This window comes from Bradyrhizobium sp. USDA 3240 (assembly GCF_054063295.1).
In genome coordinates this window covers 3,670,700-3,693,862 of sequence record NZ_JBSSGD010000002.1, presented here as the reverse complement: position 1 = coordinate 3,693,862, position 23,163 = coordinate 3,670,700, and the positions used below count along the sequence as shown (strand labels likewise).

The window sequence follows — 23,163 nt, the reverse complement described above, 5'->3', positions numbered from 1 at the left end:
GGTCACGACGCATCTCTCTTGCGTCCGTCAATGGATCGCCGCGTACATGATCTTCTCCTCGGTGGCCTCGACCGCGGAGAATTCCTCGACCACCTTGCCCTGGCGCGAGACCAGGATGCGGTCGGAGAGGGCCATGATCTCGGGCAGATAGGATGAGATCACCACCACCGCCTTGCCCTCGTCGGCAAGCTGGTTGATCAATTCGTGGATTTCGACAATGGCGCCGACGTCGACGCCGCGGGTCGGCTCGTCGAAGATGATCAGCTCGGGCTCCTGCACCAGTGACTTGGCGATCACCACTTTCTGCTGGTTGCCGCCTGAAAGCTCGACCACCCTGGCCTCGTCGCCGATGGCGCGGACCTTGAGCCGCTGGGTCCAGGTCTTGCCCACCGTGTTGGTCTCGCGCCGCGACAGCATCATCCGGCCGGCGGGAAACTTCGACAGCAGGCCGAGATAGATGTTGCGGGCGATCGAGGCCGTCTCGAAGAAGCCCTCGACCTTGCGATCCTCGGTCACATAGGCGATGCCGGCCTTCACCGCCGGCGCCGGAACCCGATAGCGCACCGGCTTGTCATGCAGCAGGATCTCGCCGCCATGGAAGAAGTCCCGCTTCAGCACACCGGATACGATCTTGAAGGTTTCGGTGCGGCCCGCGCCGACCAAGCCGAACACGCCGGTGATCTGCCCGGCAAACACCGACAGCGAATTGTTCTTCACCATCGGCGCCATCTTGAGGTTCTGCACCGTGAGCACGCGCGCGCCGGCGGGCCGGACGCTGGCCTTCCTGGCGCCGTACAGCGTGTTTGAAAGGTCGCGCCCGACCATCGCCTGCACGATCGCCGCCCGGTCGAATTTCGCCGCATCGTCGGTGACGACGTGCTTGCCGTCGCGCAGCACGGTGATCCGGTCGGCGAGCAGCAAGGCCTCTTCCAGCGCGTGCGAGATGAAGATGATCGAGACGCCGCGCTTCTTGAGGTCACGGACGAGGTCGAAGAAATACTTTTTTTCTTCCGGCGTCAGTGACGCGGTCGGCTCGTCGAAGATGATGACCTTGGCCTTGTGCAGGACCGCGCGCGCGATCTCCACCATCTGCTTCTTGGCGGCGCCGAGCCCACTCACGGTCGCGGTCGGCGTCACGTCGAAATTCAGCGACTGCAGGAATTGCTGGGCGGCGATGTAGATGCCGCGCAGCCGGTTGTAGAACTTCTCCTGTCCGAGAAACAGATTCTGCGCCACGGTCATGGTCGGCACCAGGCTGTTCTCCTGGAACACCATGGCGATGCCAAGATTGCGGGCCTCGAGCGGCGTGCGCGGCGCGACGTCGGAGCCGTCGACCGTCATGCTACCCGACGTCAATGTCACGACGCCGGCCATCACCTTGGTCAGCGTCGACTTGCCGGCGCCGTTCTCGCCGACCAGCGCGTGGATCTCGCCGCGGCGAAGCTCGAAGTCGACGCCCTCGATGGCGGGCACGCCGGCATAAAGCTTGGTGGCCTTGCGCAGGGACAGCACGGTGTCGCTCATGAGCCTGTCTCCTCAGCAAGCCCGGCGAGGGGCAGTTTCAGCACGCGGCCCGGTCCCTTGGCGATCAGCACGAGGTCGCTGCCCAGCTCGAGCGCCGCGACGACGCCGTGATTGATGCCGTCGACCCGGCTGTGCAGCGAATAGAGCGGCTTGCCGTCTTCGCCCAGCCGGATCACGAGGCCGTAGGAACGCGGCGGCGCCCACGGCTTGATCACGCCCATGGTCTTGATGTGCGCGCCCTGCATCGGCTCCTTGAACGAGAAGCCCGAGCGCAGCCGCGGCGCCACCCAATAGGCCGGGTCGATCTCGGCCATCATGCGGCGGCGGTAGCCCGGCTCGCGCAGCACGAATTCGATCAGCTGGGTGCGTGCGGTGAACGCTGTGAGCCAATAGCCGCCGCCTGCGGCCTTCGACAATCGCGACGGATAGACCGGCAGGTGGCCGAGCACGGTCTGCGGCGGCCTGCCGTCGGCAACAAGCACGAGACGATGCCGCCAGCTCTCGCTGACCAGCACGCCATCGCCGCGCGCGCAGGCGCCGAAGGCGTAGCCGAGCTTCGAGGCCAGCGGCTTCACCGATCGGGTCCTGGGATCGAGCCGGAACACGCGGCCGCTCCGGTTGAGCTCCATCAGGTCGCGCGCCCAATCGTCGACGCCGCAGCTTGTCGAGCCGTCGGTCGCGATCAAGGCTCCGTCGTCCGTCGGCGTCAGCGCGTTGATCGCGTTGAAGGCGGCATCGCTGAATGTCACGCTCGGCTCGCCTGCCGAAGGATTGGCATAGAGGCGGACCTCGCGGCCGCCGAGCGCGACCGCGATACCGCCGTCGGCGAGTGCACACAGCGCCGAGATCGGCTGCTCGAAGCTGCGCAGCTCGGTCGCGATGCTGCCGTCGAGCCGCAGCAGGCGCCGGCCGTCGGCGACATAGAGGTTGCGGCCATCGGTTGCGAGATCTTCGAGCGCCTCGCACTCCAGCAGCGTCGTCGCGGCCTCCAGTTTCTGGTTCGGCTTGAGCGCGCCGTCGAACGACGGCACGGTGATGGTGGCCTCGCCGCGGCCGAGGAAGCGGTTGGCGAATTCTCTGACGGCCGCGATCACGACGCTTTCCCCCAGCGCTTGTCATACTGCACATAGTTCGGGTCGGCATTGTCGAGCTTGTAGCGGCCGATCCGGTTGTTCATGATGCCGCCGAGATAGAGGTAGCCGCGATGCTCGCGCATCGAGGTGATCATCGGGTGGTTCTCGCCGCGCAGGTCCCAGAACGATTCGAGGATCTTGCCCTGCTCGTTGAACTTGACGACGCAGCCGGTGTTGATGTTCGGGAACAGCCATTCGTCGACCGGGACACGCTTGGCCATGCGGCGGCGGAAGCCCGGCATCTTCCAGGCGAGGTCGAGCGAGGGGCTGCGCATGCCGACCAGCGCCAGCCAGTAATTGCCGTCGGAGGCGAGGTTGATGTTGTCAGGGTAGCCCGGCAGATTGTCCATCACCACCTCGACCTGGCCCTTCTTCGGTCCCGCGAACCACAGCCGCTTGATCGAGCAGCCGAAGGTTTCGGCGAACAGGATCGACTGGCCGTCGCTCGCGACACAGATGCCGTTGGGGAATTTGAGGCCGCGCAGCGCCGTATGGGTGGCGCCGGTCTTGGTGTCGTAGCAGATGATGCGGCCGTTGCCGCGCGCCTCGAGGCCGTCGATCGGCCATTCGTCCATCTCGTAGCGCACGGTGGCTTCGGAGAAGAAGATCAGTCCGTCGTCGGTGATGTCGAGGTCGTCGGCGAGCCGCAAACGGCTGTCGTCATTCACCGAATGCATGCTGCGGTTGGTCTCGTCGGTCGCCTTCTCCACGGTGCCGTCGGGCGTGATCCGGTATAGGCCCATGCCGCCGATGCAGACATAGAGATTGTCCTGCCGGTCGAACGCCATGCCGAGCGGCTGACCGCCGATATGGGCGAATACCTCCATCCGCTGATAGTCGGGCGCGAAGAAGCGCATGATGTCGCCATGGCGCGAACCGGCGTAGAGATTGTTGTTGCGGTCGAGGATCACGTCCTCCGGCGCCTCGATGCGGCCGAGGCCGATCAATTCGACGTCGCGCAGCTTGTCGTTCTGCTCGAACGGGCCGCCCTGGCCGATCTCGGTGGCCGGGGGCGGCGGCAACGCGTGATAGGTCGGCGCGACATAGACCTTGCTGATGATGCGGGTGCGGTTCTTCTGCCAGCGGATGTCGACCATCGCGGCGAGCAGCAGGATGCCTGCGAGCGCCATGCGGTTGATGCCGCCGCGCGCATTGAGCGTGGTGAGGCCGTTGGTGATCAGGAGCACGATCAGCACGCCGACCAGCGATTTGGCGACCGAGCCCTTGCCGCCGCCGAGCGTGATGCCGCCGAGCACGGTCGCGGTCAGCACGATCACCTCGAGGCCGACGCCGATGTCGCCGCCGACGGTGCCGAGCCTCGCCGCGAAGAACAGCGCGGCGATGCTGGTCAGCACGCCGCTCGCGACGTAACAGAGCGCGATGGTGCGGCGAACCGGAATGCCGGAATTGTAGGCCGAACGGCGCGACCCGCCGATCGCGGTAATGTGCCAGCCCGGGCGCAGCCGGGTCATGAAGATATGCCCGAAGATCGCGATCGCGATGTAGACCAGCGCGACGCTCGGAATGCCGAACACATCGCCGCCGCCGATGAAATTCCAGGACGGGATGTCGGGAAAGGCCGCGGCGATCGAATTGGAATAGCGCCGGATCAGCAGGTCGAATGCCGACCGGTAGATGATCAAGGTGATCAGCGTGGTGATGAAGGCGCGCAGCCTCAAATATCCGATCAGGACGCCGTTGACGGCGCCGAGCAGCGCGCCGCAGGCGAGGGTGGCGACCACCACCGCCGGCACCGGCCAGTTCAGCACGTCGAGCAGATAGAGCGCGCAGAAATCCGTCAGCGCGAAGATCGAGCCGACCGACAGATCGATGCCGCCGACGATGACGACCAGCGCCATGCCGAGCCCGATGAAGCCGATCTCGCCGGCCTGCCGCGCGGTGTCGGCAAGGCTCGCCGGCGACAGGAAGTGATCGATGGAGCGGCTGAGCGCGAAGCCGACGATCAAGAGCAGGATCACCGGAATGGCGGTCTCGGTCCAACGCTTGGACAGGATCTCGCCGAGGAGATGATCCGGCCAGTAGCGGTAACGCAGGCTCGTCAGGGTATCGCGCATCGGCATTCCAGCAAGGCGTTCGATTTTCGGAGATGAACGTCCCGGGCGGGATGCGCCCGGGACGTCCGGCGGGAATGGCCGGACTATTTCTTCAGGTCACTGAGATTCCAGCACGCGGTCTGGCTGTCCGCATTCTCCTTGGTGATCGGAATCAGGGTGGTGTATTCCGAACCCTTGATCGAGCCCGCCTTGGCGCCCGACGACAGCAGCCATTTGATGGTGCCTGCCATCTGCGCGGCCTGGGTCGGCACGTCGTAGCTCAGGTTGAGGTCGAAGGCGCCGGACTTCACGAGCTCGCAGGCGCCCTTGCGCTCGCCGCCGCCGGAGGTCGCGACGAACACCTTGCCGGTGAGGCCGGCTTCCTTCACCGCGGCCGCGGTGCCGATGTCCATGCCGTCCCAGAAGCCGACGATGCCGCAGAGATCGGGATTCTGCTTCAGCACCGTCTGGGTGATCGCCTTGGCCTTTGCCGCATCCCAGTCGGCGGCCTGGCTCGAGACCACCTTGATCTCCGGATGCTTGGCAAGCACGTTCTCGACGCCCTTGAGCGTGTAGGCGCTGGCGGCGGCTGACAGGGCGCCCTGCACGATGGCGATCTTGTTCGACTTGCCCTGGCACGCCTTGACCACGGCTTCGGTGTCCTTCTCGCCGATCTCGATCCAGTTGGCGCCGACGAAGGCCGACGAGCGATAGGCCGATCCCATGTTGATCTGGATGACGTAGATGCCTTCGTTCTCGGCGCGCTGCAGCAGCTTGGCGTAGGTCTGCACGTCCGGATTGTGGATCACCATCACGGCCGGCTTCTCCGAGATCAGCGAGGTCACCGCCTGCGCGCCGGCGTTGGTGTTCCAGTTGGGATCGCGGATCTCGAACTTGACGCCGAGGGGCTCGAGCTCCTTCTTCATGCCGGCGTACCAGCCTTCGGTGAGGTCGAAGTTCATGGCGACCGGAACGTAGGCCACCGTCTTGCCGGCAAGGGCCTCCTTGAACGGCTTCTGGAACGGCTCGTCGAGGCCCTGCTGGGCCAGAGCCGGGGCGGCGATGGCCGCGAGCCCGAGCGCTGCGGCGATCACCTTGGCAGTCCTGACAGCGTATTTCATTGCTTCCTCCTTGGTCGTGATTGATCGTTCTTCCACTTGATTTAGATGTCGCCCTGCTGTGCGGTTTCTTCGTTGCGCGGATTCAGGAATGAATCCGTGATGACGGCGAGCAGCAGGACGACGCCCTTGACGAGGTTTTGTCCGGCATAGGAGATGTCCATGATGGTCATGCCGTTCAGCATGGTGCCGATCAGCAGCGTTCCGATGATGACGTTGAGCACGCCGCCGCGACCGCCCGACAGCCCGATGCCGCCGAGCACGACGACGAGAATGACGTCGTAGATCAGGGTCGAATTGAAGACCCGGGTCGGCATCGAGTTGACCGACGCCGCCATCACCAGGCCCGCAAAGCAGCCGATCAGGGCCGCGACGACATATTGCAGCACGATGATCGGCCGCGAGGGGATGCCGGTGACGCGGGCCGCATAGGGATTGTCGCCGATCGCGTAGATATAGGCGCCCCAGCGGGTCTGGCGCAGCAGGAAGGCGACCACCACGCAGGCGATCGCGAACATCACGATCGAGGTCGGGATACCGAGGATGGTGCCTTGTCCGAGCCGCTCGAAGCCCTGCATGCCGTCGCTCCACTGCACGACGTCGAGCTGAAACAGCGCGGCCTGTCCGAGGCCGGCGAGCAGCAGGCCGGTCGCCAGCGTCGCAAACAGCGAAGGGACTTCGGCGTAGGCGATCAGCCAGCCATTGACCAGGCCGAACGCGATCGTGAGCAGCACGGCCGTGAACAGCGAGGCCGGCAGCGAGTGGCCATTCTGCACCATCTGCAGCACGAGCCCCGGAGGCACCGCGAGGGCTGCGATCAGCGAGATGTCGATGCCGCGGCCGATCACGACCAGCGCCATGGCAAGCCCGAGGATGCCGAGCACCGCCACGTTCTGCAGCAGCGTCAGCATGTTCTCCGGCGTCAGAAAGCCGCGCAGGAAAATCGAGAATGCCAGGAACAGCACGGCGAATACGGCGAAGACGATCTCCTGTTGACTGAATCGAAATCGCTTCATTGCCTCGTCCTTCCTTTCGGCTATGGCTGCGCCGTCTGCCTGGATCTTGTGCGGGAGCCGGTCGCGACGCGGCCGGGCCGCGTCCTGCCGGCGACCGCGGCGTCGACGAAGGCGCCGACGGCGTTGATGTAGGCCTCGATCGAGGTGCCGCGTCGGCGGTACTTCGCGCGTTTGACGTACCAGTCCTGCAGCAGCGGCTTGATCAGCGAGGCCGTCAGCGTGACCTGGTCGATGGCGAACGCCCCGCTGGCGACGCCTTGTTTGAGGACGTCGGCGATGATCTTCTCGGTCATCACCTCCATCTCGATCGCGCGCTGGCGCTCGGCGGGCGGAAACGATTTCGCTTCCATGAAGGAGAACACGAACCAGGGCTGCATCGCCTCGCTCATGCGAACGTGGGTGGCGATGATCCAGTGCAGGTGCTTGCGCGCATCCTGCTTCACGCTGGCGGGCGGCGCGGTGAGGACTTCCGCCGCCGTTTCGGCGACCTCGCCGAGGATCATCGACAGCAGCGTCGGCTTGCTGTCGAAGTAGGTGTAGAGGCCGCCCATGCTGAGACCGGAGGCCTCCGCGAGCTGGCGCAGCGTGGTGGCGTGAAAGCCGTGCTTGTTGGAAAGCGTGAGCGTGGCGCCGATGATGCGCGTGAGGTTCGGAACGGCGAGATGCGGCTTCTGGACCCGGATGGAATCCCGATGACGTTCGAGGATGCGTGCGCAAAGCACGTCCATCGCGAACGCATTCGTCCCCGGCCGCTGACGCGCGAGACCCACGTTGCCTCCCTGGCTATGTCCCCGGACCATTTCATTTGATTGCCGGTCCGGGCCGGGCTTTACGCCCTTGCTCAATTCCTAGCCCACGAACTGCCGTTCGGAAAAGGGGGATGATCAATTTTTCTGAGAGAGCGCTCGCTCGTTTTTTGGTGCGCGCCGCGCCACTTGTCTGGAGTGCAGCGCCGCTCTGGCGCGGTTCGGGAACTTTTCGCGCTGAAAGGTCAGCACAAATTCCGGACACCTTGGCCGATCATGTTGCCGGTTAGACGGCCGTCACATTCCAGATATAAGAACGCAGGCTCGTTGACCGGAAGGCCAACCCGTACAGACATGCTGGCCGAATTTCACCCACGGTCACTTTGGGCCGAAGCAAGGTTATGACGGCAGTTGGATCACATGGTGCACGCGCGGGCGCTGCGGTCGGCGCTGGCGCTCCGGGAATCTCCGCAACGTCGCGGTATCTGTTCGGGATTTGTGCTCCGCTCCTGATCGGCGGCATCTGCGCCGTCGCCGCGCAGCAGCGCGACACCGTTGCGGCATCGGCCGCGATCGAATTCAACATCCCGGCCCAGCAGCTTGCGAGCGCGCTGCAGGCCTATGGCGAACGGACCGGCGTTCAGGTGCTCTATGAGAGCAATTCTGCGACGGGCCGGAGGTCGATGTCGGTCGAAGGCAGCCTCACGCCCGAGGATGCATTGAATTTGCTGCTGACTGGAACCGACCTGAAGGTCCAGTACATTCGTCCGGATGCCATCACGCTTGCTTCGCGCGCCGTGCGCGCCGACCATCCGCCGGCGAGCCCGCTTGTGACCGCGGATCTGTCGCTCGGCACGCTGCAGGTGCGGGCGAGCAGTGACGGCAACGACACCGGCGCGCTGCGCGACTACAGCGAAAGCCTGCAGCTCGACCTTCAGAAGGCGTTGCAGAAGAATATCGGGTGCGCGGCGGCAGCTATCAGCTCGTTGTCGATCTTTGGATCGATCCCTCGCGCACGATCCAGCGTACCCAGCTGCTGCGCTCGACCGGCGATCAGAACCGCGATGCCGCTGTCACCGCGGCGCTGCAAGGATTGACCGTCAGCCGGACGACACCCGCGAATGCGTCGCAGCCGGTGCGGATCGCGATCCGGGTGAAATCGTTCCAATGAGTGCCAACGACAGCAGCGGAGCGGATGGCGTGCGCGGCTTGAGGCCGATGACGCTGCTGTTTCATCCCGAGGATCCGAGCGCGTGGACCTCGGGCGAGGTGCTGCGTCTGCTCCTGGTGCCGGCGATCGCAGCCCTGTTGTTCGTCGGGGGAATCTACTGGATCCGGCTGCAGCCGCCGGCTGGACCGGCAAGCCGGGAGCAGAGCTCGATCGTCCAGGTTCGGTTGCTGCCGAGCCCATCGCCTGCGCCGATTCCGGTTGCGCCCGTGTCGCAGCCGCAAACCGCGACGCTTGCGAGCCGGACCGAGGTGTCGCTGGAGAGCTCCGATCCGCCGCTCGACAATCTGACCGCGGCGCCGGCGCGGGAGCCGATGCCGGCGGAGCCAACCGTGCCGAGCCTGCGTCCGACGCCGTCGCCTGCCGATGCACCGCCCAACAGTGTCGCGGTCAAATTTCAGCAGGCGCTGCTTCGTCATGTGGCACGCTACCAGCGCTATCCGAACGCGGCGCGGATCGGTCGGCTGCACGGGGCGGTCGAGACGCTGTTCTCCATGCAGCGGGACGGCACCCTGCTCGAGGTCTGGGTCAAGACCAGTTCCGGACAGGCCGTGCTCGACAAGGCTGCCGTCGAGGCGATCAGGCGGGCGCAGCCGCTGCCGTCGATCCCGTCGGCGCTGCCCGACCGGCTCAATATTCAGATCACCCTGGTGTTCGATCCGGCCTGATCCAGTCGCGCGGTCCCGCTCGGCTTCGCAGTCGCGAGCGGCAGTTCATAGTTTTCGATGTGATCCCGATGCACCAGCTTGCGTGTCGTTCGGTGTCGACTTGTTGCCGTCATAAATGTGTTGTGCGCGGCCGTTACGAGATGGGCAGCTTCAAGAACAATTCAATCTGGATATCGGGCTGGTGTCTGGGAGGCCGCGGAACGTGGCTGAAATCAATCGAGTGCGGCTGCGGGGCCAGCTTGCAGACAACTACGACGGCCTCGTCAAGAAATTGACCCGCCGTCTGGGATCGTCGGACTTCGCATACGAAGCCCTGCACGAGACGTTCCTGCGGTTGGAGCGGGTCACTGACGCGGTGCCGATCCGCAGCCCCGCCGACTATATCTTTCGCATCGCGATCAACATCGCCAGGGATCGCCAGAAGGCGCAGAATCTCCGCGTCAGCGCGGCCGAAATCGATTCATTGCTCGACGTCAGCGACGACGGACCGAGCCCGGCGCGAATCGTCGAGGCGCGCTCCGATATTGATGCTTTCAAGCGTGCGCTGGCCGAATTGCCGGAGCGGCCGCGCGACGTCCTTTGTAGTATTACGATCGAGGGACGGACGGCGCACGATGTGGCAACTCGCCTCGGCGTCAGCGTGCGAACGGTGGAAAGTGATTTGAAGTTGGCCCTGAGCCATTGTGCCGATTGCCTCGACTATACTCTGATCCGTCGTCTCGGCGGTCCTCGTCCCCGTACGTGATCGAATTTGCCGCGGCCGCGACGCGCGCCCTCACGCGCAGCGGGTCGTCGAAATTTGTTGCGGGAACTATTTCCAACAACTGCAGGCGCTTGACCTGAAATCAGGGGTCACAAGCTGCTGGATTTTCAACATCTGTTCTGCGGGATAGCGGGCTTTCCGTCGTCTATAGGGTAGAGAGCGATCTCATAAGGACCGTTTGGGTGCCTGGGAAAGGTTCGCTGGAAGTGTTGCGCCACTTGAAGACACGTGCAGACCTGATCGGCCCGGCATGCGATCGCCGTGCTGCCTTGCAGTGCGCGATGCAGCACAAGCTGCGATTGCCGGATGTTTCTGCTTGCGTTGTGCGCAACGGCCGATTGCGGTGCCCTGCTGCCGTCGGAATCGTCTATATAGCGACCTTCGCTATGTGCTCGACGCGATCGGGAGGTTGAGGTTTGGCGAGCAGGGTGATGAGCAATCCGTCGTGACCGAGCCGACCCGCACTTCCGGGCCCGATCCGTTGCTGGATGAGGCGCTTGACTGGGTTGTTCGGCTGAAAGCCGGCGGCCCGACACGCGCCGACGTCGACGCATTGCAACGCTGGCGCGCGCAAAGTCCCGACCACGAGGATGCCTTCAGGGCGGCAGCCCGGCTGCTCCGCAGCGCCAGCGCCGCGGCAAAGGAGCTCGCCGATGAGCAGGTCGCCGCGGCCCCCGTGGCGGCGTTGCCGCCCCGTCCATCACGCTTGTTGACGCGCCGCATCGTGCTCGGCGGCGCGATCGCAGCCGCGGCCGGCTATGTGATGATCCGCCCGCCACTCGAGATGTGGCCGTCGATCGAGGAGCTCTCGGCCGACTACCGGACCGGAAAGGGCGAACAGCGCAAGGTGATGCTGGCGCCCGACATTTCGGTGGAATTGAACACCCAGACCAGCCTGGCGCTGCGGCCCTCGCCGAACGAAACGCGGGTCGAGTTGATTTCGGGCGAGGCCTCGGTGGTCACAAGAAGGTCGTCGTCGACGCCGCTGGTGATGCTGGCGCGCGACGGGCGCATCAGCGCGCTGCAGGCGGATTTCAACGCGCGTTGCCTCGATGGCGTCGTCTCGGTGACATGCCTCGACGGCATCGTCACCGTCGAGCAGGACGGCCGCTCGGTGCAGCTTCGCAAGGCAGAGCAGGTCACCTATTCGACCGCGGGCCTGCAGGCATCGCTTCCGGTCGACGCCAGGCAGGTTGCGGCCTGGCAGACCGGATTGTTGATCTTCCGCGACCGGCCGCTGGCGAGCGTCGTCGACGAAGTGAACCGGTATCGCGCCGGAAAGATCATCATTACCAGCGCGGAACTGAAACGCCGGCTCGTCAACGGCACATTCCAGGTCGACAAGCTCGACAATTTCGTCGCCCAGGTCGAGCAACTGTTCGGCGCGCGGATCACGTCGCTGCCCGGCGGCGTGGTGCTGATGAGCTGACCTTAGCGTTTTCGAGCGAAGCTGTCCCGCACTTGATGCGGGATGGATGATGGATACCGCTTCGCGTGAAGAAAGCGCGTCAAAAAGATCCAGAGCTCCGTTCCGCTTCTATCGGAACGGGGCTCTATTCGAACGAATCGACGCCGCGCCGCTCGATTTCCTAACAAACCAAAAATTTCTTTTGCGCCGCCGCAGATTCTTTTGCGGGTTTGCGTTCGCCCGGACGTCTTCTGAGTAAGGCGTCGTCATCGCGGCCTTCCTGTCGCGATGGCGCGCGCCTGCGCGAAGTAAGTGGGACGTCTGTGCGTAGTCGAAGAGATCATTGGGTTTTGAGGCATCGTCAGCGATGCCGGATCGGGTTGCGCGTGTCAGCTGCGGCACTCACCGTGGTCGGCTCCATAGCAGCCATCGTTCCGGCGCGCGCGGCGAAGGAAGCAGCGAAAGATGCTCCTGCTGCAGCGGCAGCGCCGGCGGCGGGCAAGCCGCCGGCTCAGGCCAATGCGCCGGCGCAAAAGCCGTCGGCGCCGCTGCAGCGCTTCGACATCGACGACTTCGCTGTGCAAGGCGCCGACAAGCTGCCGCAGGTCGAGATCGAGGAGGCGATCTATCCCTTCCTCGGTCCGAACAAGACCTCGGAGGATGTCGAGAAGGCGCGGGCCGCGCTGGAGAAGGCGTATCACGACAAGGGCCTCCAGACCGTCAGCGTCGCGGTCCCGCAGCAGAACGTGACGGGCGGTGTGGTTACCCTCAAGGTGACCGAACTAAAGGTGGGGCGGCTGCGGGTGAAGAACTCGCGTTATTTCGATCTCGACCGGATCAAGGACAGCGCGCCTTCGCTGAAGGAAGGCACCGTTCCCAATTTCGGTGACGTCACCAAGGACATCGTGTCGCTCAACCAGTGGCCGGATCGTCGCGTGACTCCGGCGCTGCGCGCCGGCGTGGCGCCGGGCACGGTCGACGTCGATCTCAATGTCGAGGACAAGGCGCCGTTCCACGCCAGCCTCGAAGCCAACAACCGGCAGTCGCCGTCCACCACGGCGAGCCGCGTCTCCGCCACCGTGCATTACGACAATCTGTGGCAGCTCGGCCATTCCCTGAGCTTCACCTATCAGGTCGCGCCGGAACGCCCGAGCGATGCCGAGGTGTTCTCCGGCTCCTACATGGCGCGGATACCGAACGCCGATTGGCTCAATTTGCTGTTCTACAGTGTCAAGTCGAACAGCAATGTCGCGACCGTCGGCGGCACCAATGTAGTCGGCCCCGGCACGATCATCGGCGAGCGCGCCGTGATCACGCTGCCGACGCGCGAGGGCCTGTTCCATACGCTGTCGGTCGGCATGGACTACAAGCATTTCGACCAGACCGTGAAGCTCGGCACCGACGGGTTCTCGTCGCCGGTCACTTACTATCCCGTCGTCGCGACCTATGGGGCGACGTTCCAGGAAGAGAAGTTCACGACGCAATTCAACGCCGGTGTCACCTACAACATCCGGACGCCGAGCAGCCCGTTGGACGAGTTCGACGCGAAGCGGTTTAAGGCCTCGCCGAGCTTCACCCACCTCAACCTCGACGTCTCGCATACCCAGGAGCTGCCGGAAGGCTTCCAGCTCTACGGCAAGGTGCAGGGGCAGATTGCCGACGGCCCGCTGGTCTCGAGCGAGCAGTTCAGCCTCGGTGGTCTCGACACTGTCCGCGGCTATCTCGAATCCGAGGTGCTCGGCGACAACGGCGCTGTCGCCAATTTCGAGCTGCGTACCCCCAATGTCGGCAGCATGCTGCAGGGCGAGCTCAAGAGCGAAACCGGCGACGGCAAGCCGCGCTTCATCACATTCAACGATTGGCGCTTCTTCACATTCTTCGACGCCGGCTACGCGTCGATCCTGCAGCCGCTGCCCGATCAGCAATCGTCATTCGTCGCATGGAGCTACGGCCTCGGCACGCGATTCAAGACGTTCGAATATTTCAACGGCATGGTCGCGCTTTCGATGCCTGGGGTCGCTCAACAATACACGCACGCAAACAGTCCGCGCGTGAACTTCCGAATTTGGGGTGAATTCTGATGGGGATGGGTCTTACTCTCGAGCGTCGCACGCGCCGGACGGCGCTGCGCCGAGGCATTGCGAACGCCGCGACGGCATTGTTGTTCGGGCTCGTCGCCCTGGTGGCGTCGCTCGCGCCGGCCAATGCGTGGTGGAACGACGAATGGTCGCTGCGCAAGAAGATCACCGTCGACGTCAGTGCGTCGGGTGCCAACGTCACCGATCCGATCGGCGGGGTGCCGGTGCTGGTGCGGCTGCATGTCGGCAACTTCCGCTTCAGCTCGGCGAAGGACGACGGCAGTGATCTGCGGTTCGTCGCCGGTGACGACAAGACGCCGCTGAAGCATCACATCGAGAAGTTCGATTCGCTGCTCGGCGAAGGCCTGGTCTGGGTGGCAGTGCCGAATATCGCGCCGGGAGCGCGGACCGATATCTGGCTCTATTACGGCAACAAGAAAGCCCTCGCGACCAGCGATCCCAAGGGCACTTACGACCCGGACACGTTGACGGTCTATCACTTCAACGAGCGCGGCACGCCGGCGATCGATTCCTCGGTGTGGGCCAACAATGCCCAAAGCGTCGGCCAGCCTGCGGACGGTTCGTTGATCGGGACCGGCTTGCGGCTCGATGGCCGCGTGCCGCTGACCGTGCCGGCCTCGCCGTCGCTCGCCTCGCCGGATGGTGCTGCGCTGACCTGGTCGGCCTGGATCAAGCCGGCCGCCTTGCAGCCCAACGCTGCGCTGTTCAGCCGGCGTGACGGCGCCAACGCGCTGGTGGTCGGTATCGATAACGGCAGTCCATTTGTCGAAGTCACCAATGCGGGCTCCGTGCAGCGCTCAAGCGCCGGAGCACCGGTGGCGGCCGGCAGCTGGCATCATGTCGCCGTCGTTGCCGGAAACGGTCAGGTCACGCTCTATCTCGACGGCGTATCTTACGCCGCGCTCAACGCAAGCCTACCGGCCCTCAATACCGTTGGCCTGATCGGAGGAGACTCGTCGACCTCCAGTGCCTCTCCGATCGCGCCTGCGACGGCCCCGTCCGCAGCAACACCATCAGTGCCCCCTGATGCGTCGGCTGCGGACGGTGGCGCCGCGCCCGCGGCGACGCCGGATGCGGCGGCAACGCCGGCACCTGCGCCCGCTGCCGTAGCGATGGCCGGCTTCGTCGGCGACATCGACGAACTGCAGATCAGCAAGGTCGCGCGCCCGACCGGACTGATCAAGGTGATGGCGATCGGGCAGGGCCCCGACCAGGCCAAGCTGATGGCCTTCAGCGTCGACGAGGAGACTGCAAGCTGGCTGTCCGGCTACTTCGCGGTGATCCTGAAGTCGGTGACGCTCGACGGCTGGGTGGTGATCGGCATTCTGCTGATCATGGCCGCGGTCAGCTGGGTGGTGATGTTCGACCGAGCCTCGTATCTCAGCAAGCAGGCCAGGGCGAATGCCCAGTTCATGAAGGGGTTCCGCGAGATCGCCGCCGATCTCACCATGCTGGATCGCGGTGATGCCGATGATATCTCGACGCTTGGCGGACGCCTCACCGAGGCCGACGCCAAGATGATGCGCTCGTCCTCGCTCTACCGCATCTACCACATCGGCGCCGCGGAAATCCGCCATCGCTTCAGCAACTCGCAGCGCGCTCCGGTGCTGTCGGCGGTCTCGATCGCGGCGATCCGCGCGGCGCTCGATAGCGGCGTCGTCAAGGAGATGCAGCGGCTCAACCGCCTGATGGTGCTGCTGACCATCGCGATATCGGGCGGACCGTTCCTCGGCCTGCTCGGCACCGTGGTCGGCGTCATGATCACCTTTGCGGCGATCGCGGCGAGCGGCGACGTCAACGTCAACGCGATCGCGCCCGGCATCGCCGCGGCGCTGGTGGCAACCGTCGCCGGTCTCGGCGTCGCGATCCCGGCGCTGTTCGGCTACAACTACCTGATCTCCCGGATCAAGGACCTGACCAACGACATCCAGGTCTTCGTCGACGAGTTCGTGACCAAGATGGCGGAATTCTATTCCGCCGACCGGCCGGACCCGATCGAACACCGCATCGCTGCGGAGTAACGGCCATGCAGATCCAGGCCGACTCCAAGCCTTATGACGACATCAACATCACGCCGATGCTGGATCTCGCCTACGTGCTGCTGGTGATCTTCATCATCATGACGACGGCGACCGTGCAGGGTCAGAAGGTCAATCTGCCGAAGGCCTCGGCGGCGCCGAGCCTTGCGACCCAGACCACCAAGGCGATCACGGTCGCCAATGACGGCAAGATCTTCCTCGACACGATACCGGTGACCCTAGCCGAGCTCGAGCAACGGCTGATTCAGCAGAAGGCGCTGACGCCGGAATTTCCCGTGGTGCTGCGCGGCGATGCGCAGGCGCAGTACCAGAGCGTAATGGATGTGTTCGATCTGCTCAGCCGTATCGGCCTGAGCCAGGTCGGGCTCGCCACCAAGCCGCTCGTGAAGTGAGCCAGCCGGGAGGCGACGCCATGATCACGCAGCCATCACCTTTCCCGCTGACCGAGCGCAGGACGCTGCGGTCGTGGCTGAGCAGCATGATGCGATCATTCGATCACGGCTGCGGTGTCGCGGACATTGCACGCGCCGTCCCCGTGTCGCCGGCGTCGATCCACGCCGCTATCGGCGCGGAACTCGGTGTGGCACCGGGCGCCGCGGCTGTGCACGTGGAGCCGCGCGGTGAGGTGGTGGCATTTCCGGTTCATGGCGAGGCCCTGCTGGTCAAGCTCGCGGATGTTCTGCGCCGACGCGTCGCAGGCCGCGAGCCCGCCGACAATCCGCTGCGGCTGACGATCTCGCGGTGCCCGTGGGCCCGCCTCTCGATCGATGCGACGGCCTATGTCGACTATTTGAGCGAGGTTGAGACCTTTCACGCGGCGATCGAAGCAGGCCCCGACACTAAGGTCATCCTGAAGACCAGGGACTTCGACGCGCTCGCGAGCTTCGTCATGCAATACGTCAATGACAGGTTGCTCGACCGCGCCCCGGTGGAGGCTGCGCCATGAACGCGCCGATGCGGGACCAGAACGCGCGTGCCGCGCCGCCGGCCGACGATCACGATGTTGCCGTCGCGCCCGCAACAGCGCCGGCGTCGCCGACGGCTGCTCGTCAGACGGCCGCGCGGAAGGGCGAGCGCAGTGCGCTGCTGCGTTACGGCGCGGTGGTGGCGGTGGTCGCGCTGTTGCTCGGCGGCATCGTCTACTTCTTTCTCGGTCACGACGACCTGCCGCCGCCGCGTCAGGTGCGCGATCTCACCATCGTCAATGTGACGCTGCCGCCGCCACCTCCGCCTCCGCCGCCACAGCCGCAGCCCGAGCAGAAGATGATCGAGCAGCCCAAGATGGCGGAGCCCGAGTTCAAGGAAGAGAAGCCGGTCGACAAGCCGAAGGACGAGCCGGCCAAGGATGCCAAGAACGACGAGCCACCCGGTCCATTGTCGCTCGATGCCAAGCCGACGGGACCCGGCGATCTGTTCAATCTCGGCGGCAAGCCCGGCGGCAACCCGTATGGCGGAGGCGGCGGCGGTGGCAGCCGTTGGGGTTGGTACACCACGATCATCACCTCGCAGGTCGAGGCGGCGATCCGCGCCAATCCGAAGACCCGCAACATGGCGACGCAGATCCAGGTGCGGCTGTGGGTGGACGGCTCCGGCCACGTCACCCGCGTCGTCCTGACGCCGTCGTCCGGCAATCCGGAGATCGATGCGGCGCTTCGCAACGAGGTGATCGGCAGCCTGACGCTGCGCGAGCCGCCGCCCAAGGACATGCCGATGCCGGTGGTCACGCGCGTCACCGCGCGACGGCCGAGCTGACGAGACCAACTGACGAACGACCAACCTTCGAATGACCAACCTTCGAGCTTCAATGTGCGAGTGAGAACTGGGGGACTGATGTTTAAGAAACGAGCTCACGCAGAATGGCGCGCGTTGCCGCTTGCGGTGTCGCTGAGCGCGCTCGCCTGCGCAACGCCGGCTGTGGGCCAGACCGCGGACCAGGCTGCCGAGCAAGGTCCCGCCGCTGCGGCGAAGCGGACCGATGCCAAGAAGCCGAAGGTGTCGAGCACCAAGCCGACATCGTCGAACGCCACCGTCAATCTCGTCAATCTGCTGGTGCAGCAGGGCGTCCTCAAGGAAGAGCAGGCCCAGGCGCTGATCAAGCAGGCCGAGGACGAGGCCTATGTCTCCCGCCAGGCCGCCAAGGATGCCACGACCAAGGCCGACGACGCCACCAAGGCCGCAACGGCTGCCGCCGCGGCGGCGCAGCCGCCCGGCACCAGGCACGTCACCTACGTTCCCGAAGTCGTCAAAAGACAGTTACGGGAAGAGATTAAGCAGGAGGTGATGGCCAAGGCGCAGAAAGAGAACTGGGCGTCGCCCGGAACCTACCCGGAATGGGCGCAACGCATCCGCTTCTACGGAGATGCGCGCGTGCGCTATCAGGGCAACTATTTCCCGACCGGCAACGACCAGGCCGGCGCCGGCAACTTCAATGCGATCAATACCGGATCGCCGTTCGACATATCGAACTCGAACCCGTACTTCGGGCCAACCTATGACGCCACGCAGGACCGCAACCAGTTCCGGCTTCGCGGCCGGCTCGGCATGGAAGCGGACCTCCTGTACGGATTCACGGCCGGCTTGCGCATCGCGACCGGCGAAAACAATTCGCCGGTGTCGACCAACCAGACGTTTGGTGCCACTGGAGGCAACTTCTCGAAATATTCGCTCTGGCTGGATCGCGGCTACATCAACTGGCAGGGTTGGAATGGCGATTTGACCCTGTCTGCAGGCCGTTTCGACAACCCGTTCTGGTCGCCGACCGATCTCGTCTGGTACAAGGAACTCGGCTTCGACGGCTTCGCCGTTCAGGCCAAGCACGAGGTGTGGGAAGGCTTCACGCCGTTCGCCGTGGCCGGCGCATTCCCGATCTACAACACCGATTTCAACGCCGGAATCAATCTGGCGGATCCGGCCACCGGGGCGCCAACCAAGTTCGCAAGCCACGACAAGTGGCTGTTCGGAGGCCAGGTCGGCTTCAATGCCCGCTTCAGCCCGGAATATGCGTTCCGGTTCGGCGTCGCCTACTACGACTTCGACAATGTGCAGGGCCAGCGCTCCAGCCCATGCATCGTCGAGCTGGCGTCCGACGTCTGCAATACCGACATCACCCGGCCGTCCTTTGCGCAGAAAGGAAACACCTACTTTCCGCTGCGCAACATCATCGCCGATGCCCCCGGCTTCGGTAACAATGGCGGCACCGCCTTTCAGTACCAATATTTCGGACTGGTCAGCCAGTACCGCCCGGTGGTGGTCAGCGGACAGCTCGATCTCGGACATTTCCATCCGACCCACATCGTGCTCGACGGCGAGTACGTCAACAACACCGCCTTCAGCCGCTCCCTCATGAATGCGGCCGCGGCAATCTACGGCGTCAACATGAACAACCGCGGGCCGAGCCCGGATGGCGGCAACACGCCCGGTCCGTTCAACGGCGGCAATCAGGGTTGGCTCGGCCGCGTCACCGTCGGCGACAGGGAGATCAAGCATCTCTGGGATTGGAACGTCCACGCCGGTTACAAATACCTCGAATCCGATGCGACCATCGATGCCTTCGCGGATTCCGACTTCGGTCTCGGCGGCACCAATCTCAAGGGCTATTTCGTCGGCGGCAATATCGGTCTCGGCGAGAATGTCTGGGCGACCTTGCGCTGGATGAGCGCCAACAGCATCGCCGGCAACCCCTATGCCGTCGACGTCCTGCAAGTCGACCTCAACGCGAAGTTCTGATCATGCGCATCGCACTCTTCGTCCTGATGATGGTGATCGGAGCATTGAGCTCCGGCACCGCATTCGCCCAGTCCGAGACCGACCGCCTGCGCGACGCCCTGCGCAGCGCGACGGCACAGACCCGTGCGCTGGAAGACCAGCGCACGGCACTGCAGGCAAAAGTCGCCGACGCTGATCGCGAAAAGGCGGCGGCCAAGAAGGAGGTCGACGACCTCAAGGCGCAGCTGAAGAAAGCCGACAAGGAACATCGCGACGCTGTCGACGAGTTCAATCAGCGGCTCGCCGAACGCGACGAGACGCTGGAGAGGTGGAAGTCGGCTTACGAAGAAGCTGCCACCGTTGCCCGCACCAAGGACGCCGAGCGTGCCAAGTTCGAGGGTGAGGCCACTGCCTACAAGGCCAGCACCAAGAGCTGCGTCGCCAAGAACACCCAGCTGATCAAGGCCGGCAAGGAGATGGTGCAGCGCTACAAGGACCTGACCATCGGCGAGATCGTGGTCTCGCGCGAGCCGATGATTCAGCAGCGCCGCGTCGAAATCCAGAATCAGCTGCAGGAAAGCCAGGACAAGTTCCTCGATCAGAAGGTGAATCCATGACGACCGCCCTTATTGTGAAGCCGCTCCGGTCGATCGGTCTCGCCGCCGCCGTCGTGGCCTTCATTGCGCCGCTCGATGCCTCGGCGCAGGCCCAGACACAGGCCCCCGCGCCGCGGACGGTGCAGGCGCCGGTCAGGAAGCCGCAGCCACAGCCCGCAGCACAGGCGCAAGCTGCCGCCACGCCCGCACCGGCTCCCGTCGCTGCCGCGCCGAAGCCCACCGCGCCCGAGAATGTCATCGCGCGCGTCGGCGACACCAACGTCTCCGCCGATGATCTCCGCAGCTATGTCGCAGCCCTCGCCCCGCGCGAGCAGGCTGCGCTGGCCAAGGATCCGGCCATGCTGAGCCAGGCGGTCCGCCTGCTGCTCGCCAACCGCCTCGTGCTGCAGGAAGCGGTGGCGAAGAAGTGGGACCAGCAACCCGCCGTCGCCGCGCAGCTCGATCGGGCGCGCGAGGGCGCGGTGGTCGAGCTCTACCTGCAATCGGTGTCGACGCCGCCGGTGAACTTTCCGAGCGAAGACGATTTGCAGAAGGTCTATGAGGCTAATCGCGCCGCGTTCCTGATGCCGCGGCAATTCCAGCTCTCGCAGATCTTCGTCGCCGCTCCGAAGGAGGGCGACAAGGCCGCCGAGGACAAGGCGAAGCAGGAGCTCGACGACGTGCAGCGCAAGCTGAAGGCGCCGGGAGCCGACTTCGCGGCGATTGCGCGCGGCGACAATAACGCCGCCAAGGACGCCGGCGACCTCGGCTGGGTTGCCGAGAACCAGATCCGTCCGGAGATCCGCAACCAGGTGATGGGGCTTGCCAAGAACAGCGTGTCCGAGCCGATCAAGCTCGACGACGGCTGGCACATCATCAAGCTGATCGACACCAAGGCGTCCTATACCCGCACCTTGCCGGAAGTGCGCGACCAGCTGGTGCTGCAGATCCGCTCCGAGCGCTCGAACATGATGCGGCGGGCCTATCTCGCCGAGCTGCTGAAGCAGCATCCGCCCGTCCTCAACGAGCTTGCACTGTCGAGCCTGCTCGACGCGTCGAAGAAATAATACGGAGATAAAGATGTCAGAGATCATCACCAAGCTCACCATCGACGGATTGCGCGACACCTTCCAGAATGTCGGCTATCGCGTCGAAACGCTGACCGATCCGGTCGCCAACACGACCTACCTGCGCTCGGCGACGGCTGGGCTCGGCTTCGAGATCCGGCCGGGAAACCAGCTCGTCGGCGAGGAACAGAGTTTTGTCGACGCCACGCTGGTCACCACGCTTCAGGTGCAGGGCGAGCTGCCGCTCGACCTCGTCAATCGCTGGAACACGACGCGGCGGTTCGGGCGGCTGCAGTTCAGCCAACCGTTCCTGATGTTCTGCCTCGATATCTCCGTGGCCGGCGGCGTGGCGCCGAATTTTGTGCGGGCACAGATCGAGGTCTGGGACCGGCTGGTTCAGGAGCTGATCGCCTATCTGCGCGAGGAGCTGCCGAAGATCGTCGCCCGGAATGGCGCGGCGGCTACGGCCCCGCAACCCGGTGCGCCGGCCCAGCAGCCGTCGCATGAGCACACTGCGGAAGCGGGGACAACTCCCACGATCCAGTAAATCGTGCGGACGCGCGACGATCAGGACCGCAAGCGACCGATGAATGACGATGTCTCAACGATGAAGACGGGCAGCTTCAGCCGACGGCGGAAGCGGCGCGATCCTGTTCGTCACAGGGGCAGCCGCATCGCAGCCTGCGGTCTTGTGCTCGCGCTTTGTCTTGCGCGGCCCGCTCACGCGGAGCAGGCGACGACGGCGTCGTCATTCAGCACGCGCTTTGCCGCTGGCGAGTCGGCCGACCCTTCAGCCGACGCCACGGTAAAGCCGCCGGCCGAGGCGACGGCGAAGCCGGCAGCGCTGGCCAAAGATGCGGCGAAGGACGGCGGCGGGAAAACGCTCCCGCCTTCGCCGGCAAGCCAGCCCGCGGTGTCGGACGCGCGCATGCGCTATCGCGCGCTGATCGAGAAGGAGGCGGCGGGAAGCGGGCTCGCGCCCGAGATCGCCGAGGCGGTGATGGGCGTGGAGAGCGGCTACAATCCCGACGTGATCGGCGGCGTCGGCGAAATCGGGTTGATGCAGCTGCTGCCGTCGACCGCGCGCATGCTGGGCTTCTCCGGCTCGCTTGCCGAACTCGCGATTCCCGAAAACAACATTCACCTCGGCGTCATGTATCTTGCGCAGGCGTGGCGCCTTGCCGGTGGCGACCTGTGTACCGCGGTCATGAAGTACCGCGCAGGCCATGGCGAGACCCGCTTCTCCTATCTGTCGGTGAATTATTGCGTGGCGGTGCGCAGCCGGCTATTTGCCCGCGGCTTTCGGGTGACCGGAACCGTACCGGTCGCGACCTTCGGCGAACCGGGTCGTGCCGGCGGCGGCGGCGGATGCGGCCGCAAATGCCTCGGCGGCGGTGGACGCATCGGTCGCGTCGATCTGGTCGCGCTCAACACGCGGCTCAATGCGCTTGTGATCCAGGCCCGGGGAGGGAAATAGCAAGCGGCGACACCGCCGCATTGATATCAGCCCTTGGCTTCCTATCGTTTGAAACAGTTCAGGTTCTGCAAGGAGCAGTACCGATGAAAGTGATCATGTTGGCGATCGTCATTGCCGGATTGTCGGCGATGCAGGCGCAGGCGCAGACGCAGCAACACACGCCGCTGCCGGAAATTGTCGTCGGCACACCGCCGCCGGCGGTCAACCTCAACCGTGACACCAGCGGCGGCACCGGCCGGGCTGCGGCAAGAGGCAGCGGCGGCGCGCCCGCCGGGGGCTGCGGCGATGCGGCCTCGCTGGGCTGCATCAACGAGCGGTTGAAAAAGCAGGTCGATCAGGTCAATCCGCCCGTGACCAACACGCCGCCGATCGACGCGAAATCGCAGGATCTCAAGGTGGGCGTGGTCAACATCCCGGCGGTGCAGCAGCAGTATGGCCGCAACTTCGGGGTCTCGGCGTTTCCGTATCGCCCGGCCGCGCCGGTCTACACGTCGCCGGTCGGACGTCGGTGACGATCGCCGA

21 protein-coding genes are annotated in these 23,163 nt (G+C 64.9%); 15 read left to right on the top strand and 6 right to left on the bottom strand.

What is annotated here, in order from left to right; genetic code table 11:
- Positions 1-27 precede the first annotated feature (27 nt).
- The 6 genes from ACVIGA_RS18170 to ACVIGA_RS18145 all read right to left on the bottom strand — a co-directional run bounded on the left by ACVIGA_RS18170 (position 28) and on the right by ACVIGA_RS18145 (position 7,573).
- Entirely contained in the window at positions 28-1,524 is a 1,497-nt protein-coding gene (locus ACVIGA_RS18170) for a sugar ABC transporter ATP-binding protein (protein ID WP_456667425.1), read from the bottom strand.
- The gene (locus ACVIGA_RS18165) at positions 1,521-2,618 is read right to left on the bottom strand and encodes a hypothetical protein (RefSeq protein ID WP_456667424.1); all 1,098 of its coding nucleotides are present in this window, start codon (positions 2,616-2,618) and stop codon (positions 1,521-1,523) included. Before ACVIGA_RS18165 ends, ACVIGA_RS18170 begins: the two co-directional genes overlap by 4 nt.
- Positions 2,615-4,738 (bottom strand): ABC transporter permease, encoded by a 2,124-nt coding sequence (locus ACVIGA_RS18160; protein WP_456667423.1) that lies wholly within the window; start codon positions 4,736-4,738, stop codon positions 2,615-2,617. Before ACVIGA_RS18160 ends, ACVIGA_RS18165 begins: the two co-directional genes overlap by 4 nt.
- Positions 4,739-4,815: 77 nt before the next feature.
- On the bottom strand, positions 4,816-5,832 hold the full coding sequence (locus ACVIGA_RS18155) for a sugar ABC transporter substrate-binding protein (protein ID WP_092122674.1): 1,017 nt from the start codon (positions 5,830-5,832) through the stop codon (positions 4,816-4,818).
- A 41-nt stretch (positions 5,833-5,873) separates the two neighbouring features.
- The gene (locus ACVIGA_RS18150; RefSeq protein WP_456667422.1) at positions 5,874-6,845 is read right to left on the bottom strand and encodes an ABC transporter permease; all 972 of its coding nucleotides are present in this window, start codon (positions 6,843-6,845) and stop codon (positions 5,874-5,876) included.
- 20 nt (positions 6,846-6,865) lie between these two features.
- Positions 6,866-7,573: a TetR/AcrR family transcriptional regulator gene (locus ACVIGA_RS18145; protein WP_456670835.1), complete on the bottom strand. Its 708-nt coding sequence runs from the start codon at positions 7,571-7,573 to the stop codon at positions 6,866-6,868.
- A gap of 419 nt (positions 7,574-7,992) precedes the next feature.
- Here ACVIGA_RS18145 and ACVIGA_RS18140 point away from each other — a divergent pair, with 419 nt between their 5' ends.
- The 15 genes from ACVIGA_RS18140 (at position 7,993) to ACVIGA_RS18070 (ending at position 23,153) form a co-directional block, all read left to right on the top strand.
- Positions 7,993-8,688: an STN domain-containing protein gene (locus ACVIGA_RS18140; RefSeq protein WP_456667421.1), complete on the top strand. Its 696-nt coding sequence runs from the start codon at positions 7,993-7,995 to the stop codon at positions 8,686-8,688.
- Positions 8,689-8,758: 70 nt separating this feature from the next.
- Entirely contained in the window at positions 8,759-9,487 is a 729-nt protein-coding gene (locus ACVIGA_RS18135; RefSeq protein WP_456667420.1) for a TonB family protein, read from the top strand.
- Positions 9,488-9,689: 202 nt separating this feature from the next.
- Complete coding sequence (locus ACVIGA_RS18130; RefSeq protein ID WP_456667419.1) at positions 9,690-10,232, top strand: RNA polymerase sigma factor; 543 nt, start codon at positions 9,690-9,692, stop codon at positions 10,230-10,232.
- A 463-nt stretch (positions 10,233-10,695) separates the two neighbouring features.
- Positions 10,696-11,679, top strand: a complete 984-nt coding sequence (locus ACVIGA_RS18125; protein WP_456667418.1) for a FecR family protein — start codon at positions 10,696-10,698, stop codon at positions 11,677-11,679.
- A gap of 365 nt (positions 11,680-12,044) precedes the next feature.
- Complete coding sequence (locus tag ACVIGA_RS18120; RefSeq protein WP_456667417.1) at positions 12,045-13,739, top strand: ShlB/FhaC/HecB family hemolysin secretion/activation protein; 1,695 nt, start codon at positions 12,045-12,047, stop codon at positions 13,737-13,739.
- Positions 13,740-13,744: 5 nt separating this feature from the next.
- Positions 13,745-15,778 carry a DUF2341 domain-containing protein gene (locus ACVIGA_RS18115; protein ID WP_456670834.1) on the top strand — a complete coding sequence of 678 codons (2,034 nt, stop codon included), beginning with the start codon at positions 13,745-13,747 and terminating at the stop codon, positions 15,776-15,778.
- Between the two features lie 5 nt (positions 15,779-15,783).
- Positions 15,784-16,188: an ExbD/TolR family protein gene (locus ACVIGA_RS18110; protein ID WP_092122695.1), complete on the top strand. Its 405-nt coding sequence runs from the start codon at positions 15,784-15,786 to the stop codon at positions 16,186-16,188.
- 20 nt (positions 16,189-16,208) lie between these two features.
- Entirely contained in the window at positions 16,209-16,742 is a 534-nt protein-coding gene (locus ACVIGA_RS18105; protein WP_456667416.1) for a hypothetical protein, read from the top strand.
- Positions 16,739-17,548 carry a TonB C-terminal domain-containing protein gene (locus ACVIGA_RS18100; protein WP_456667415.1) on the top strand — a complete coding sequence of 270 codons (810 nt, stop codon included), beginning with the start codon at positions 16,739-16,741 and terminating at the stop codon, positions 17,546-17,548. Before ACVIGA_RS18105 ends, ACVIGA_RS18100 begins: the two co-directional genes overlap by 4 nt.
- Positions 17,549-17,626: 78 nt before the next feature.
- Positions 17,627-19,522 carry a putative porin gene (locus ACVIGA_RS18095; protein WP_456667414.1) on the top strand — a complete coding sequence of 632 codons (1,896 nt, stop codon included), beginning with the start codon at positions 17,627-17,629 and terminating at the stop codon, positions 19,520-19,522.
- 2 nt (positions 19,523-19,524) lie between these two features.
- Positions 19,525-20,118 carry a hypothetical protein gene (locus ACVIGA_RS18090; protein WP_456667413.1) on the top strand — a complete coding sequence of 198 codons (594 nt, stop codon included), beginning with the start codon at positions 19,525-19,527 and terminating at the stop codon, positions 20,116-20,118.
- Entirely contained in the window at positions 20,115-21,164 is a 1,050-nt protein-coding gene (locus ACVIGA_RS18085; RefSeq protein ID WP_456667412.1) for a peptidylprolyl isomerase, read from the top strand. Before ACVIGA_RS18090 ends, ACVIGA_RS18085 begins: the two co-directional genes overlap by 4 nt.
- 13 nt (positions 21,165-21,177) lie before the next feature.
- Complete coding sequence (locus ACVIGA_RS18080) at positions 21,178-21,711, top strand: YbjN domain-containing protein (protein ID WP_456667411.1); 534 nt, start codon at positions 21,178-21,180, stop codon at positions 21,709-21,711.
- Between the two features lie 60 nt (positions 21,712-21,771).
- Complete coding sequence (locus ACVIGA_RS18075) at positions 21,772-22,641, top strand: lytic transglycosylase domain-containing protein (protein ID WP_456667410.1); 870 nt, start codon at positions 21,772-21,774, stop codon at positions 22,639-22,641.
- A gap of 83 nt (positions 22,642-22,724) precedes the next feature.
- A complete protein-coding gene (locus tag ACVIGA_RS18070; protein ID WP_456667409.1) occupies positions 22,725-23,153 on the top strand; it encodes a hypothetical protein in 429 nt (142 codons plus the stop codon).
- Positions 23,154-23,163 lie beyond the last annotated feature (10 nt).

Bases quoted from the DNA above. Each gene is read 5' to 3' on its own strand.
- ACVIGA_RS18155 (WP_092122674.1), bottom strand. From the start codon at position 5,832: ATGAAATACGCTGTCAGGACTGCCAAGGTGATCGCCGCAGCGCTCGGG.
- ACVIGA_RS18090 (WP_456667413.1), top strand. From the start codon at position 19,525: ATGCGCATCGCACTCTTCGTCCTGATGATGGTGATCGGAGCATTGAGC.
- ACVIGA_RS18085 (WP_456667412.1), top strand. From the start codon at position 20,115: ATGACGACCGCCCTTATTGTGAAGCCGCTCCGGTCGATCGGTCTCGCC.
- ACVIGA_RS18135 (WP_456667420.1), top strand. From the start codon at position 8,759: ATGAGTGCCAACGACAGCAGCGGAGCGGATGGCGTGCGCGGCTTGAGG.
- ACVIGA_RS18115 (WP_456670834.1), top strand. From the start codon at position 13,745: ATGGGTCTTACTCTCGAGCGTCGCACGCGCCGGACGGCGCTGCGCCGA.
- ACVIGA_RS18150 (WP_456667422.1), bottom strand. From the start codon at position 6,845: ATGAAGCGATTTCGATTCAGTCAACAGGAGATCGTCTTCGCCGTATTC.
- ACVIGA_RS18080 (WP_456667411.1), top strand. From the start codon at position 21,178: ATGTCAGAGATCATCACCAAGCTCACCATCGACGGATTGCGCGACACC.
- ACVIGA_RS18110 (WP_092122695.1), top strand. From the start codon at position 15,784: ATGCAGATCCAGGCCGACTCCAAGCCTTATGACGACATCAACATCACG.
- ACVIGA_RS18140 (WP_456667421.1), top strand. From the start codon at position 7,993: ATGACGGCAGTTGGATCACATGGTGCACGCGCGGGCGCTGCGGTCGGC.
- ACVIGA_RS18070 (WP_456667409.1), top strand. From the start codon at position 22,725: ATGAAAGTGATCATGTTGGCGATCGTCATTGCCGGATTGTCGGCGATG.
- ACVIGA_RS18105 (WP_456667416.1), top strand. From the start codon at position 16,209: ATGATCACGCAGCCATCACCTTTCCCGCTGACCGAGCGCAGGACGCTG.
- ACVIGA_RS18100 (WP_456667415.1), top strand. From the start codon at position 16,739: ATGAACGCGCCGATGCGGGACCAGAACGCGCGTGCCGCGCCGCCGGCC.
- ACVIGA_RS18095 (WP_456667414.1), top strand. From the start codon at position 17,627: ATGTTTAAGAAACGAGCTCACGCAGAATGGCGCGCGTTGCCGCTTGCG.
- ACVIGA_RS18160 (WP_456667423.1), bottom strand. From the start codon at position 4,738: ATGCCGATGCGCGATACCCTGACGAGCCTGCGTTACCGCTACTGGCCG.
- ACVIGA_RS18145 (WP_456670835.1), bottom strand. From the start codon at position 7,573: ATGGACGTGCTTTGCGCACGCATCCTCGAACGTCATCGGGATTCCATC.
- ACVIGA_RS18075 (WP_456667410.1), top strand. From the start codon at position 21,772: ATGAAGACGGGCAGCTTCAGCCGACGGCGGAAGCGGCGCGATCCTGTT.
- ACVIGA_RS18170 (WP_456667425.1), bottom strand. From the start codon at position 1,524: ATGAGCGACACCGTGCTGTCCCTGCGCAAGGCCACCAAGCTTTATGCC.